10 protein-coding genes are annotated in these 14,188 nt (G+C 50.9%); 3 read left to right on the top strand and 7 right to left on the bottom strand.

What is annotated here, in order from left to right:
* Nucleotides 1–105 (top strand): IS3 family transposase (locus tag Q0R17_RS05520; protein WP_293932832.1); only part of this gene is annotated, 105 nt, incomplete at its 5' end.
* Between the two features lie 67 nt (nucleotides 106–172).
* Nucleotides 173–355: a hypothetical protein gene (locus Q0R17_RS05515; protein ID WP_293932831.1), complete on the top strand. Its 183-nt coding sequence runs from the start codon at nucleotides 173–175 to the stop codon at nucleotides 353–355.
* A 30-nt stretch (nucleotides 356–385) separates the two neighbouring features.
* Here the strand turns inward: Q0R17_RS05515 and Q0R17_RS05510 are convergent, their stop codons facing one another.
* The 4 genes from Q0R17_RS05510 to Q0R17_RS05495 all read right to left on the bottom strand — a co-directional run bounded on the left by Q0R17_RS05510 (nucleotide 386) and on the right by Q0R17_RS05495 (nucleotide 9,656).
* Nucleotides 386–607, bottom strand: coding sequence for a YbdD/YjiX family protein (locus tag Q0R17_RS05510; RefSeq protein WP_293932830.1), 222 nt, complete (start codon nucleotides 605–607; stop codon nucleotides 386–388).
* The gene (locus tag Q0R17_RS05505) at nucleotides 600–2,666 is read right to left on the bottom strand and encodes a carbon starvation CstA family protein (RefSeq protein ID WP_293932829.1); all 2,067 of its coding nucleotides are present in this window, start codon (nucleotides 2,664–2,666) and stop codon (nucleotides 600–602) included. Before Q0R17_RS05505 ends, Q0R17_RS05510 begins: the two co-directional genes overlap by 8 nt.
* Before the next feature lie 514 nt (nucleotides 2,667–3,180).
* Nucleotides 3,181–3,771, bottom strand: coding sequence for a YigZ family protein (locus Q0R17_RS05500; protein WP_293932828.1), 591 nt, complete (start codon nucleotides 3,769–3,771; stop codon nucleotides 3,181–3,183).
* A gap of 101 nt (nucleotides 3,772–3,872) precedes the next feature.
* Nucleotides 3,873–9,656, bottom strand: coding sequence for an alpha-2-macroglobulin (locus Q0R17_RS05495; RefSeq protein WP_293932827.1), 5,784 nt, complete (start codon nucleotides 9,654–9,656; stop codon nucleotides 3,873–3,875).
* A gap of 182 nt (nucleotides 9,657–9,838) precedes the next feature.
* Here Q0R17_RS05495 and Q0R17_RS05490 point away from each other — a divergent pair, with 182 nt between their 5' ends.
* A complete protein-coding gene (locus Q0R17_RS05490; RefSeq protein WP_293932826.1) occupies nucleotides 9,839–10,174 on the top strand; it encodes a hypothetical protein in 336 nt (111 codons plus the stop codon).
* A gap of 292 nt (nucleotides 10,175–10,466) precedes the next feature.
* Here the strand turns inward: Q0R17_RS05490 and tal are convergent, their stop codons facing one another.
* The 3 genes from tal to phoB form a co-directional block, all read right to left on the bottom strand.
* Nucleotides 10,467–11,546, bottom strand: coding sequence for a transaldolase (tal, locus tag Q0R17_RS05485; protein ID WP_293932825.1), 1,080 nt, complete (start codon nucleotides 11,544–11,546; stop codon nucleotides 10,467–10,469).
* A 460-nt stretch (nucleotides 11,547–12,006) separates the two neighbouring features.
* Entirely contained in the window at nucleotides 12,007–13,293 is a 1,287-nt protein-coding gene (phoR, locus tag Q0R17_RS05480; protein ID WP_293932824.1) for a phosphate regulon sensor histidine kinase PhoR, read from the bottom strand.
* Nucleotides 13,294–13,422: 129 nt separating this feature from the next.
* Nucleotides 13,423–14,115, bottom strand: a complete 693-nt coding sequence (gene phoB, locus Q0R17_RS05475) for a phosphate regulon transcriptional regulator PhoB (protein WP_293932823.1) — start codon at nucleotides 14,113–14,115, stop codon at nucleotides 13,423–13,425.
* Between the last annotated feature and the right edge of the window lie 73 nt (nucleotides 14,116–14,188).

Raw genomic sequence — 14,188 nt, 5'->3', positions numbered from 1 at the left:
CAAGGCATCGTGGATTACATTCATTACTATAACCACGACCGAATCAAGCTGAAATTAAAAGGGCTGAGTCCTGTGCAATACAGAACCCAGCTCTTGAGTACCTAGCTTTTATACTGTCCAACTAATTGGGGTCAGTTCACAACGGGGCTTTTTTCAATTTGGGGGAGCAGCAATGTATATTATTTTGATTGGCTATTTATACGTGGTGCTGATGTTTTCTGCGGTAGCAGGCAGCATTGCTAAAGGCTTAACGATATTTTTTATTTTTGGCTTTTTGCCAACCATGTTGATTGTTTGGCTAAAGCGCGGCAAGCAGATCGTGAAAGAGCGTAAGCGGGAAGAAGAGGATCAGTAGGGGCACGGCATGCTGTGCCCCTCGTCTGTTTTAGCAAGGGCACTTACTGATTTTGCCTGCACCTGGGAAGCGAGCCTCTAGGCAGTAGCGATAAAATTCATCGCGGTTTTTAGGCTCGATCTCTGGGTGATGCTCGCGCATATGCAGCAGATACGCATCATAATCGTGGATGCCCACCATCAGGCGGCAGGTTTGTACCACGCGCTTGGCGTTGGTTCTGAATGCTGATCCTGGCTGTAAAAATTTAAGCATGGCCGACCTCCGTGGCTAAGGGTCCACCTACTTCATGCACCGATATTTCTTTATTATTCAGTGCTTTGCGGATCTGAATAATGGTTGCAACTAGCATGGTGATCGCAACCAGCATAAAGAAGCTGCATAGCACCGCGTTGATCTGGTTATTGAAGACGATTCTTTCCATGTCCGCAATGCTTTTTGCTGGGGCCAGCAGGGTGCCGTCATGAATGGCACTCTTAAAGCGGTTTGCCTGCGCCAGAAAGCCGATTTTTGGATTTTCATGGAAAATCTTTTGCCAGCCTGCCGTCATCGAGGTAATAAACAGCCATACGGTGGGTAGTAGAGTAACCCAAGCATAGCGCTGTTTCTTCATTTTAAAGATCACAACCGTGCCCAGCAGCAGCGCCATCGTCGCTAGCATTTGATTGCCAATACCAAATAGCGGCCACAGGGTGTTAATGCCACCCAGTGGATCGGTTACGCCTTGGTAAACAAAGAATCCCCAGCCAGCAACGGCTACGGCGGTGCCGATTAAATTACCGACCCATGATTGGGTTTTAGCTAAGCCAGGAATAAATACGCCTACGGTATCCTGCACCATAAAGCGGCAGGCGCGAGTGCCTGCGTCTACTGCCGTTAAAATAAACAGCGCTTCAAATAAAATAGCAAAGTGATACCAGAAACCCATCATGGCGGTACTGCCGGTAATGGTGCTGATGATATGGGCCATGCCTACCGCAAAGGTTGGCGCGCCACCTGCTCGCGATAAAATTGAATGCTCGCCCACATCTTTAGCAATTTGCGTGAGGTATTCTGGCGTAATCACAAAGCCCCAGCCATTGATCACGCTTGCTGCGTGCTCTACGGTAGTGCCGATCAGCGCCGCTGGTGAGTTCATAGCAAAGTACACGCCAGGATCAAGTACCGATGCGCAGATCAGTGCCATCAGCGCTACAAAGGATTCCATCAACATGGAGCCGTAGCCAATCAGGCGGATATGGCTTTCTTTTTCGATGAGCTTAGGTGTGGTACCGGATGCCACCAGCGCATGAAAGCCAGAGATCGCGCCGCAAGCAATGGTAATAAACAAAAATGGAAATAAGCTACCAGCAAACACGGGGCCGCTGCCGTCAATAAAGCGGCTTACTGCGGGCATTTTTAGCTCGGGCGCGGCAAATACAATCCCTACGGCTAAGCCAGCAATGACGCCAATTTTTAAAAAGGTAGATAGATAATCACGCGGAGCCAGCAGCAACCACACCGGTAAAACGGAGGCAATAAAGCCGTAGATAATCAAGGCCCATGTTAGCTCAGTACCGCGCATGGTAAACAGTGGTGCCCACTCTGGGTTGGCCGCAATATCACCGCCATACACAATGGCTGCCATCATCAGCACAAAGCCAATCAGCGAGATTTCGCCAATACGGCCAGGGCGGATATAGCGCATATATACGCCCATAAACAGCGCAATAGGGATGGTGGCGGCAATTGAGAACACGCCCCATGGGCTTTCAGCCAAGGCTTTAACCACCACCAGTGCCAGTGCAGACAAGATGATAATCATCACACCCAGCGCACCCAGCATCACAATTACTCCAGCAAAGGGGCCAAGCTCTTGTTTGGCCATCTCACCTAGGGAGCGGCCATCGCGGCGGGTAGAGATAAATAATACTAAGAAATCCTGCACCGCCCCAGCCAGCATCACGCCAACCAAAATCCAGATGGTGCCAGGTAAAAAGCCCATTTGCGCGGCCAAAATAGGCCCAACTAAGGGGCCAGCACCGGCAATGGCGGCAAAGTGATGGCCGAACAGTACCCATTTATTTGTCGGTACATAATCTAGCCCATCGTTACGACGGTAGGCGGGCGTAAGGCGGCTATCGTCGAGTTCGAACACTTTTTCGGCGATAAATTTAGAGTAAAAACGGTAAGCAATGCTGTAGCAGGAGATGGCGGCCAGCACCAGCCAGACGGCATTCACGTGTTCGCCTCGGCTTAAGGCCAGCATGGCAAACGAGAATGCACCACCCAGTGCAACCAGCAGCCAGACTCCCCATTTTTTAAAATGATTCATAGCCTTCCCTTGTTAAAACTATTTTGTTTTAAATGTGCTACAGAGGGTTTTAAAAACGTCTCCGTTCAATAAAGATAGGGCGTGCTTGAAAAAATAGTCGCTACATAGATTTGATATATAAGGAGAATTGTTTAAAGCACAACGCAGTCTTATGATGAAAGATGAGTTTTTTGAAGTTCCCTTACGTTCTAAGACGATGATGAAACGATGTAAGCCACCCGCCCATAGGTGCTTTCCCTAGGTGTCAGCTATTTGCCGATGTTTTCTAAGTAAATGCTGAGTTTTGTTTTAAAATGAAGGCCGCGCCCTGCTCAACTAGGGCGCAGCAAGCAGCGCCCCTACGGCTTATATCCCTCCATGTCGATCATCTCAGGTAAATGACAGAAATGAGCAAGAAGAATAATCAGGTAAGTTTTTTTGGGGGGGAGGGGGCAGACGCACTACGCCGAATAGAATTCATTTCAAAGGTGCAATGCGCTTTTGCTGAGCAAGGTAAGCGTTGTATGTAGAGCTGCTAGTTACTTGTAAGCCGTAGCTGGCCAGCGCAAAGATTATTGATTTCTTGTAGCAAGTTGGCAGATTGATCTTGCGGCAGTTGCAGCTGTAAAAGTGCTTCAATATTGCTGTAGTTCACGCCTAATACCTCCCCCCCATGTTGTGTAACAAAGCGGCGAACGCGGCCTTCTTCGCTAAAAGGCAGGGCGATTTTAAGCTGGGTTTGGGCGATGCTGGTGATGTATTCGGCTTCTAGCAGGGCGGTGGCGGTGGCATCGGTATAGGCTCGGGTTAAGCCGCCAGCGCCCAGCTTAACCCCGCCAAAATAGCGCACCACCACACCTAAAACGCCATCAAGATGCTTGTGTTGCAAGACATTCATAATCGGCTTGGCCGCCGTGCCGGATGGCTCGCCATCGTCATTCATGCCCGATTCTCCACCCGCCAGTAGCGCCCAGCAAACATGGCGGGCTTCGGGGTGCTGTTTCCAATATCCATCCACCAGCGCCAGTGCCTCCGCGCGGCCAGTAACGGGGTGGATATGGGCAATAAAGCGGCTTTTTTTAATGATAATTTCTGCAGAAACCGCAGTGGCAATAGAGGTCGTCATGCCGGTATTTTAACAGCTTCCTAAGGGGGCAGGTTTTGTGTGCCCACGCGCCATGCCATAGAGCATTGCCACGCGTGGGCACAAAATCGTGCCCAGCCTACTCAAGGTTTCACAATCTCCAGCTTGCCTGCCACACCTCGGCCTTGTTGGGCGCTGTACATGCCTTGTGCGTAAGGCGCAGGGCTGGTGAAGACTCCCGCGTGGGTGGCACGTAGGCGGTAGACAAAGGTGGCGGCGTCTTTGCTGATGTTGCCATACAGTACGATTCTGTCATCCCGCATATCAAGATAATCTGGCCGCCAGCTGGATTGCTTTTCACCCAGCGGGGACTGCCAAGCTGGGCGTTGTGGCGCTTCGCCTTCTCCCTCGCCTTCTGTGCTGGCTTGAGCGGGGGCTTCTTCCTTAGGCGATGGCACGATTTCTACCCCGCCTGGTAATAGCTCAACAATGGCCATTTGCGCGCTGTTTTGCTCAGCGCGCAGCCGTAGGCGTACTAAAAACTCTTCGCCAATTTTGACTTTACTAATGGCTTTGCCAGCAAGGTCGGTGTATTCGCGGATGATTTCCACCCCCTGCTTAATGGCTGCCTTGGGTGGCTGCTTATCAAAGCCTGCTTCGCTGAGTAGATAAAAGCCGGGTAGGGCGCCTTCTTTGCCAAAGCGTACTCTGTGAGCGGTGTTTGAAAGCAGCGCGGTGTTGTCTAGCTTGCTGATCTTGCCGCCTTTATCCACTTCGGCCAGCGTAAATACCCCTGCATTATTGCTATAGGCCTCCAGCCCCAGCATTAAATACGCGGCAGAAAGCGAATGGTAGTTTTGGCCGCTGATGGCGTTGCCCAGCTGCGCCAGCTCGGCGGAAGGCACGCTGCTGAGCTGCTCTTTAAAGTGGCGCGATAGCAGATACAGCCGCTGAGCATCGTGTACCAGTGGGCTGTAGTAATTCTCGCCGCTGCTGGGTGGGGCTTTAGCAATCATCAGCCACGGCACGGTTTTAAATAGCTTGTTGGCTAAAGAATCTTGCTTAAGTAGCTTGTAGCTGGCAGCTAAATAGGCGGCGGTGAGGTCTTGTTGCCAGACTTTAGCGTGGTGCGCTTCCAGCTCTTGTTGCAGTGCTGCAATCATGCCGCTGGTCATTACGCCTTGACGGCTAAGCAGATAAATAGCGTAGGCCCGCTCTCTGGCGTCCCTTAGGTTTTCGCTGCTGCCAGTGGCGAGGGTTTCTAGCCAGCTATTGGCTCGTTTGAGCATATCCTCCGAAATCGGCAAGCCACGCTCTTTGGCTTCAACCAAATAATGCACGGCGTAAACGGAAGCAAAGCGCGAGATATCTGGATTGCTAGCCCATAGGCCAAAGCTGCCGTCATCATTCTGCCGCTCGGCCAAGGTTTGCTTTAGATTGCTAAATACTTTCTGCGTTTTGTTGCGATCTAAATTAGGCAACAGCAGGGCAGGGAAGCCCTTGCTGATGGCTTGCTCGGTGCAGCTATAAGCATAGTTTTCTAGATACACCGCCAAGCCCTGAGCCCAGATTAAGGGCGAGCCAGCCACGCCCGCACTGACCTTGCGATACTCCTTAAATAAGTCACGGCTTAACGCCACTTCCTGCGTGGCATTATCAAAGCGGCCCACGCTCAGCTTGGTGGAGTAAGGCACAGCGGGGCGAATGCTAACGGCATCTCTGGCTATGCCTTGCTTGCCACCACTGCTGGCGGTAAAGCGTAGCCCGCCCGAGCCGAGTACGGCATTAGCACGCAGGCGGAACTCTGTGCTGGCTTCACGCTGGCTGGCGATATTCAGTGTTTGTTGGGCGGGCGAGAGTAAAGTAAAGGCCGCATCCGCATCCAGTTTTAGCTGCACGGGGGCGGTGCCTGCTGCACGTAGATTATTAAATACCCCCACGCTGACGGTAAATTCATCGCCGGGGGCAAGGGTATACGGCACATTCGGGCTGAGGATTAAATCGCCGCGCACCTCGCTGCCGCCTTCAAATACGCCGATTTTATCTGCCGTTACCGCCACGGCCATCAGCCGTAATTTGCCGTTAAAGGTATCCGGTACGGTGTAACTCAGCGTTTTGCCCTGCGGCCCCACGTCGATTAGCCCAGACCACCACGCTACGGCGGCTTGGCGTTTGCGTTTAAATGGATTGAGGTGTTTGCCAAGCGCACCCGCAGCATCCCCACCGGGGGCTGCACCTTGCATTAGTCTTGCAAATTCTGGCAGGATTAAATCTAAAATCTGGCTGGTGCGTACATCTAAGGCACGTTTTTGGAAGAAAAAGTCCAGTGGCTTAGGCGTGCTATAACGCGCCACTTGCAAGATACCTTCGTCCACCGCAAACACCACCACGCGGGCATCTTGATTGCTGCTGACTTTCATCTCAAGCTTTTGCCCCGGTTTGACCTCTTTGGCGGTGGCGATTTTGACATCGAGCTTTCTGGCATCCAAATTCACCGCAAACGGCACAACGCCGTAGGAAAGCGGGCTCATATAGACTTCATCACTGCTAGGGCTGCGGATAAACTGCACCGAGATATAGCCATTGCCTTCAAAGTCTTTAGGTAGGGTGATTTTTTGCACCGAGCTGGTAGTGTCAGCCTTAAACCAAACGTGGCCATAGACTTTATCGCGCTCGATAGTGATCAGCCCCGCGCCGGTGTAGGGCGCACGGATATTGACTTCGATCTCTTCACCTGCCTTGTAGTCTTTCTTATTTAAGGTGAGCTGCAGCTCGGCATTACGCTCTAAGGAGCGGGCGATATTGGCCGCACCCACCACGGTGTATTCGATACGATTTAGCTCTGCACCATCTGGCCCCCTCAGCACCAGCGCAAAATCGCCCGGCTCGGCAGTTGGCAGGTTTAGATTGCTGCCTCCAGCGGGCAGGCTAAGTGGCTTGCTATCGCGGTTGATTTCCTTTTTACGCGATTGATATTTGAATGTGCCATCGGGCTGCTTCACCAGCACTGACACATATTTTCGCTCTACCCAATTCACAGTGAGCTGCTCAGCCAACATCGGTTTGAGATCTGGGCCAAGCGCTAGCCAGTGCGCGGCGCGTTTGGCATTGCGCTGGATATACGTCAGCTCGCCATCGCTTTTTACCCCAAGTAAATACGGGGCGGATGATACCAGTACGGCACTTTCTGCCGCCACGCCACGGCCACTGCCCGCTTCAAAAGCACGGGCGGTTAGGTGCAATTGGTAGGTGGATCTGGCAAAGCGCGCCAGATTCAGATTCAGCTCCGCGTCCCCCTGATCGTTGCTGGTGGCGCTGGGCAGTGCGTCTCTAAACGGCTCTTTAAGCTGGCCCGCCTCGCTAAACCGATATTGGGCAAAGGCGGCAAAGGTGGGCACGCTAGGCGTTAAGATCATCTCGCCCTCTACTCGCCGCCCGCCCGCTGGGCTGCCAAATAAATGCATGACTTTTACATTGGCCTTGATCTCTTCCGGCTTAATCCAGCCGACAACGGGTGCATTGCTCAGCGTGGCGCTGACTTTCATCCGATCTGGCTCAAACTCTTTCACCTTGATACTGCCACTGCCAATTTGCTCGTGATCGTTCTTGCCTTTGATGAGGTAAACACCAATCTGGTAATCGCCGGTGGCCGCGCTTTCACTGCTGGCAAAATCAATGCTTTCAAAGCCAGCACTACTGAGCTTTATTTTTTCTTTTTTGACGACTTGCCCACGTGGATCGGTGATTTCAATTTCTAGTGGCAGGCCCGCTAAACTGCCCGCCCAATTGGCGCTGCGGGTAATGCTGTGGATATGCGCGGTTTCGCCTGGGCGATACATACCGCGATCAGAAAACACAAAGCTAGATAATTGCTGTGCCGATGCCGCATTGGCCAAGCCGCCAATATCAAAGCGCGATAGATTGAGCTGCCGATCGTATCGATTCATCGGCAGAAATGATACATCGTCACTCTTGCTGACTAAATACATCAGCGGTGCTTTTTCGCGGGCTAAATCTTTGAGCGCAGGTAGATGGGCACGGCCACTGCTGTCAGTTTGGCTACTGGCCACGGTAAGCCCGTTGCGGCCGATCACCTCAATTTTTGCGCCATCCACCGCATCGCCGCTAGAGATCGACTGCACAAACACATCATTGCTGCCATCCACGGCGGTTTTGGCTAGCACGCCTAAATCAGAGACCAAAATAAAGTGGCTATCGCTGGTTTCCTCATCACGGTTTTTAGGGTGCTTGGGGTCAAAAGGCGTGAGCTTCAGCATAAATACGCCGCGACGGCTCCCCGTTTTATCCGCCAAATAGCGGGTTAGATCAATGCTGTCGTAGTAAGGCTTGCCCGGCTCGGTGGCAGGCAGGGTGCGCTCTTCGGTAAAGCGCTCGACGAGGGTATCTAAATACTGATCGGCGATCTCGGGCTTGGCAAAGTTGCCGCTGCTTTGGTCAACTAAATGGTGCAGTTGGTTAGGTAATAAGCGCCCCACCTCAATTCTTACCCCAGGCAGGCCACGCGCCACAAAGGCGATTTTTTTATCTGAAGCCATAGAAAGCAGCGCGCCATCGGATAGCAGCTTCACTGCCTTAGGGTAAGGCGCTACCTGAAACACACGGCTCATGATCTTGCCAGATTGATAGCCGCCAAACGCCTGCACACCGGCATCCACCTGCAAAAACACCGAGCGCCCAACTGGGGCGGAGAAGCGCCAGCTATGCATCGTGCCAAACTCATCGGCGGCGGGCAGGGGTTTGAGCGCTAGCTCTGTCGTAAGCTGTGCCTTGCCAACCTGACTAGCCCCCCATTGATACACCCCATGCTGATCTTCTTTAGGTGTATTGGGCGGGTATTCTGGCAGTAGCCAAGCATGCACTTTGCCTTTTAGCGCCACCTCAGATACCGGCACATTGCTGGATATCATCACTACTTGTTCTGGCTCGTAGCGCTCGTTATCGGCCAGCAGCATTTGCACATTATCAAAGCGCAGGCTGTAGAGGCCAGGTACGCTGATCTTGCTGTCTAAATCTGCATCGAGTGCGTTGCCACCTTGGGTAGCTTTCGCGCCTTTTGCCAAAGTAAGCAGAATATCGCTGTCTTCTTTAGGCACGGTCAGTGGGGCGGAATGAATAAACGCGTTCAGCTTAGCTTTATCAAAGTTGATTGAATAAGGCGACACTTTATCGCTTTGATAGCTCAGCCCACCGCCAAGCTTTAGGCTGATGTTTTTTTGAATGCTGGCTGGGTCAACCGGATGGCTAAAGTGCAGGGTAGCGACTAGTTTTTTAAGATTGGCATCCCTTGGGTCTTGGTAAAAACGTGCCTCGGCCACATTGGCGGCAAAGGGCGCGGTTTTAAAAGTAAAACTATATTCCTCAAGCTTTACGCTTTCTGCCAGCAGGTTTTTCTTAGCCAGCGATACTTCAAACTCCGCATCTACCGGCCAATCGGCCTTGGGCTGAAACACCAGCTTTCTATCGCCTTCCCAAACCCAGCTGCCCGCCATAGCAGGGGAGAGCTTCACGCCTTCACCTGCTGGCTTATCAATTTGCTTAAGCGGTGCAGCAGATTCGTTGAACTCCACCACCAGCGGTAGCGGCTGTGGCCGATCTTTATCGTCATAAGGCGTTAAGGCTGGGGCAGTTACCACATAGCTCACCCGCTGCGGCTTAGGCTGAGCCTGATACCAGCGCCAGCCCATTGTTCCACCCGTTGCCATCAGCGCAAAAGCCAACACAGCAATCCCCGCCTGCTTGGGCTTGGCCCGCATCCAGCGCATTGCGGCTTCTAGCCCCAGCGCCAGCTTTTGCAACCAGCGCGGCGCCTGCCAGTTCACCTGACCAAAGAGGAAGGTGAGCACAAAAGCTGCGGCACGGTGCAGCCATTGCCAGAGGGGCAAGGCGAGTTGCAAAAGTCGTTTCATTATTGCTGCTCTTCAGGCAAGGATGATGTCAGTATATATGCAGGCAGCGATGGCTTTGCATCTCGCCCCGCATATTTCACGTTCTGGCCGCAACAAATTACAATCTGTCTCTCTGCTGTTTAAAACTGCGCCAATACGGAAGATACTCGTCTTATTCCAACGGCGTTGTTCTGGGGCTAAAAATGAAAAATATACTGATTGGATTGCTACTGGTGTTACTTGGCGTTTACTTGGGCGCGGATTATTTTAACCACGGTTTAAATATTCAAATGACTGGGGACAATGGGAGTTGGGAATGGGCCGCCGATGGTGCAGATGCCCTGATTGCTTTACCGGTTTTATTATTGGTAGGTGTCATTTTATTTTTTGTCTTTGCAGGCCTTGCGGCTTTTCTATTGTTTATTGGAGTGGTGGTGGTGGCGGCGTGCATGATACCGGCGCTGCTGTCTTTGCTACCGGTATTGTTGATGGCGTATTTGGTTTATTTGCTGCTGCGTAAATCTAAACAACTTTCTTGACGTGTAGGGTGGGCGCAGCCCAATCCTATCAACTTAAGCAATAGGCCATTCGTAGGGGTTGCACCCACCCTACGATAATTCAATATTTGTGTATGCGTTATGATAAATAGCTAAGTTGATAGGGTTGGGGCGCTGCCCACGTGCTGGTTTTAATGGGTATCGTGCACGTTAATGAGCACTGCCCGCGTGGGCACGGGTGCCCACCTTACAATTGTTGTCGTGGTTTTATTGAGTCGATAAAAAAAGCACACCCGAATATTCTTGGGGTGTGCTTTTTTTAATTCAAAAATAATTAAGCAGTCAGAGCTAGTAGTTTTACAAAGGCATCATCAAATTGCTTCAGGCCTTCGGTTTGTAGCTGCTCGCCTTGCAGATTGTAGTTAATGCCCAGTTTGCGCAGCGCGGCCAGATTGGCGATGGCTTGGTCTGTTCCTGTTTCAAGCGTCAGCGCGGCTACGCCGTGGTCGCGGAATAGATCGAGTGTGGCGTCTGGTACGGTGTTAACTGTTTCTGGGCCGATCAGATCTGCCACGTACATCACATCACTATAGGCTTTGTTTTTGGTGCCGGTAGAAGCCCACAGCATGCGTTGTGGGTTTGCGCCCAGTGCTTTTAGTGCTGCAAAGCGAGTGCCGTGGAAGAGCTTTTTGTAATGCTCGTAAGAAACTTTTACAAATGATTTGGCCACGGTCCCACGCAAAGCTAGCGCTTCTGGGGTGCCAAGCGCTTCTAGTTGTGGATCGATCAGGCTGTCTACACGGGAGAGAAATACCGATGCTACGGCGTGTACGTGATCTACCGGCAGGCCAGCTGCAACACGGGCTTCTAGGCCACGGATATAGGCGGTGAGCACTTCATCAACGTGTTTCAGGTTAAACATCAACGTAACGTTGATATTCAGGCCAGAGGCAATCAGCTCTTCAATGGCGATTACGCCGGCAGAGGTGGCGGGTACTTTGATCATCAGATTAGGGCGATCAATAGCCGCCCACAAACGCTTGGCGTTGCTGATGGTGCCTACTGCATCGTGCGATAGCGTTGGGGAAACTTCTAGTGATACGTAGCCGTCTTTACCCTTGGTTTCATCGTAAATGGCACGGGTTACATCGCAAGCGGCTTGTAAATCTGGGATCACTAGCGCTTCATAGCGTTGTTCTGCTGTGAGGTTTTGTTTTTTTAATTCGGCTAGATCACCAGTGTAAAGCGGATCGGAGCTGATGGATTTGAAGAAAATCGCTGGGTTAGATGTCACCCCCACAATGCCGTCTTCTTTCAAAATCTTGGCAAGATCGCCAGATTGAATCAGACCACGCGATAAATTATCCAACCAGATGCTTTGACCTAGGGGCTTAATGGCTGCGATTTTGCTCATGGGGGTGACACCTCAAATAAAGAGATAGAAGAAAAGTAATGCTCAGTAGCAAATTATCCCCTATCCCCCATGATTTAGCATTTGTCATCACGCAATAATTATTACTATTTTTTAAGCTTCATGAAGGTTGACAGTGGGATAAGTTTTAAAAGCGCTGCAGAAGGTGGTGTTGGTGGTGTGTTTTTGTCCACGAAAAAAGCTTTACCTGATTATGTTTCCTCGCTCAGCGCAATTGTGAATAAAACGTCAACAGACCCTAGCTAGCTCAACAAAAATAATTTCAAACATTAAATGCAAGAAAATCGTCATCTCTGAGCGTTTTTACCGCTGCAAGGCTGGATTCCCGCCTTCGCGGGAATGACGATTCAATCAGCTGAGCTAAGCCGCTTACTAGGCACTGCTTTATAGTTCGTAATTTTTGTGTGTTTCGTGGACGATTTAATTAGCTGGCTAACCCCTGTTATTTAATGACTCGCTGTGGTGGAAACTTCACCGCAAACTGGCTGCCGATGCCCGCCTGTGATTGCACAACCAGCTGAGCTTGATGGCGTTGAATAATGTGTTTCACAATGGCTAAGCCTAAACCTGTGCCACCAGTAGAGCGCGATCTACCACGGTCTACTCGGTAAAAACGCTCAGTAAGGCGGGGTACATGTTCGGGGGAAATGCCGATGCCCGAATCTTGCACGCTAAATACGCCGTGCTCGTCAACCAGATTCCAAGCCAGCGTAATTTTGCCTTCATTTGGGGTGTAGCGAATCGCGTTAGAAACCAAATTGCCAAAGGCAGAATGCAGCTCGTCGTGATTGCCAATCAAACGGATTGAGTCGAGTTGGCCAATGGCTACAATATGGCGGCCTTGGGATAGGCCTTCGGCTTCGGCAGCGAGTAGGCGCATAAGCTGTGGGATATCTACTTCTTCCTCACGCATTTGCTGGCCACTTTCTAGGCGAGAGAGCGTCAGTAAATCGTCAACCAAACGTTGCATACGCTGTGTTTGATCGTACATCAGCTGTAAATGCTGGCGACGTATATTGGCATCCGTGTCAGGCATATCGATCATGGTTTCGATAAAGCCGCCCACTACGGTGAGCGGCGTGCGTAGCTCATGCGATACATTGGCAACAAAATCACGGTGTACAGTTTGTACGCGATCAAGCTGGGTGATATCACGGGATAACAGCAGCTTGCGGCTTGAATCAAAAGGAACCAGTTGCACTGATAACACCTGCTCTTGTGGCCTATGTGTATGTAAAACCAGCGGATGGGCAAAATCTTGACTGCGTAAGTATTCGCGCAGCGAAGGATGGCGAACAATATTGCTAATTACTTGCCACACATCGCTGACGCGGTTGATGGCCATATGTTGCGCCGCCGAACGATTGCACCATTCGATGCGATCGTGCTCATCTAAAATCACCACGCCATCGGGTAGCGCTTCACTGGCATTGGTAAAACGATCCAGCGTATTGGTGAGGCGCTCTTTAATTTTGCTTTGCAGGCGTACCTGGTTGTAAACCCGATCAAATACTTCCTGCCAAATCAAAATACCGCTGGGTACATTATCAACGCGGGAGTTTTCTACCCAACGGTGTAAGCGGCCAAGATTAATTAAGTGGTACAAAACCGATAGCGATAACAGCCCAATTGCGGTTGCCATGCCATATAGCAAGCCATGGATTCCACCGATTGCCGCAGAAAATAGCGCCATTACCAAATAATGAATCAGAGAGCGTAGCCAAAGCATTTAGATTTGTTCCAAAGGGAAAGCGCTTACTCATGCAAGGCTATAAATCATTCGTCGTTTCTAAGCTAATTATCTTTAAAAGCTTTATGTAAGTATATCTCAGCTTGAGGCCTGGTATTTACCTTAGGCTTAATTATTATGTGCAGAAAGCCGATAGCCTGTACCACGTACGGTTTGGATTAGACGATCAAAACTGGTTGATTCCAGCGCCGAACGCAAGCGTCGAATATGCACGTCTACCGTGCGTTCTTCCACAAATACATGATCGCCCCAAACATGATCAAGCAATTGTGCGCGTGAATGCACTCGCTCTGGGTGGGTCATAAAGAAATGTAGTAGCCGGAATTCTGTTGGCCCCAGATCAATGGTGTCGCCATTGCCGGTTACGCGGTGCGTGGCAGGGTCTAGGCGCAGGCCCTGTACTTCAACGGTATCATCGGTAATTTGCGGCGCGCGGCGGCGCAGCACAGCCTTAATGCGCGCTTGCAGCTCACGTGGGCTAAATGGTTTGGTAATGTAATCATCAGCGCCAGTTTCTAGGCCGATTACTTTATCTTGCTCGTCCGAGCGGGCGGTGAGCATGATCAAAGGAATCTGCCGAGTGCGCTCTTCTGCGCGCAGCTTTTTAGCAAAATCAATCCCAGTCATGCCAGGTAGCATCCAATCGAGCAAAATCAAATCAGGTAGGGCATTGCGGACGATATTTTGCGCACTTTCTGCAGAATCAGCGCGCATCACATGGTGCCCTGCTTGAGACAGATTGAAAGCAATCAGCTCTTGAATGGCGGGTTCGTCTTCAACAAGTAAAATATTTGCAGGCATAGCGATTGACCTCGCGGAATAAAGTTCCACATTTGTTGCAAGATTAAGGCCTCAATATGTCTTTAATATTACA

The sequence above is a fragment of the Iodobacter sp. genome (genome assembly GCF_025352645.1).
Taxonomy (GTDB): Bacteria; Pseudomonadota; Gammaproteobacteria; order Burkholderiales; family Chitinibacteraceae; genus Iodobacter.
The sequence above is the reverse complement of the archived record's forward strand: the minus strand, read 5'-3'. Positions and strand labels throughout refer to the sequence as shown.

Excerpts from the sequence above, each read along its gene's own strand:
- phoB (WP_293932823.1), bottom strand. The coding sequence starts at position 14,115 with ATGCCTGCAAATATTTTACTTGTTGAAGACGAACCCGCCATTCAAGAG.
- Q0R17_RS05495 (WP_293932827.1), bottom strand. The coding sequence starts at position 9,656 with ATGAAACGACTTTTGCAACTCGCCTTGCCCCTCTGGCAATGGCTGCAC.
- Q0R17_RS05490 (WP_293932826.1), top strand. The coding sequence starts at position 9,839 with ATGAAAAATATACTGATTGGATTGCTACTGGTGTTACTTGGCGTTTAC.
- Q0R17_RS05515 (WP_293932831.1), top strand. The coding sequence starts at position 173 with ATGTATATTATTTTGATTGGCTATTTATACGTGGTGCTGATGTTTTCT.
- tal (WP_293932825.1), bottom strand. The coding sequence starts at position 11,546 with ATGAGCAAAATCGCAGCCATTAAGCCCCTAGGTCAAAGCATCTGGTTG.
- Q0R17_RS05505 (WP_293932829.1), bottom strand. The coding sequence starts at position 2,666 with ATGAATCATTTTAAAAAATGGGGAGTCTGGCTGCTGGTTGCACTGGGT.
- Q0R17_RS05510 (WP_293932830.1), bottom strand. The coding sequence starts at position 607 with ATGCTTAAATTTTTACAGCCAGGATCAGCATTCAGAACCAACGCCAAG.
- phoR (WP_293932824.1), bottom strand. The coding sequence starts at position 13,293 with ATGCTTTGGCTACGCTCTCTGATTCATTATTTGGTAATGGCGCTATTT.
- Q0R17_RS05500 (WP_293932828.1), bottom strand. The coding sequence starts at position 3,771 with ATGACGACCTCTATTGCCACTGCGGTTTCTGCAGAAATTATCATTAAA.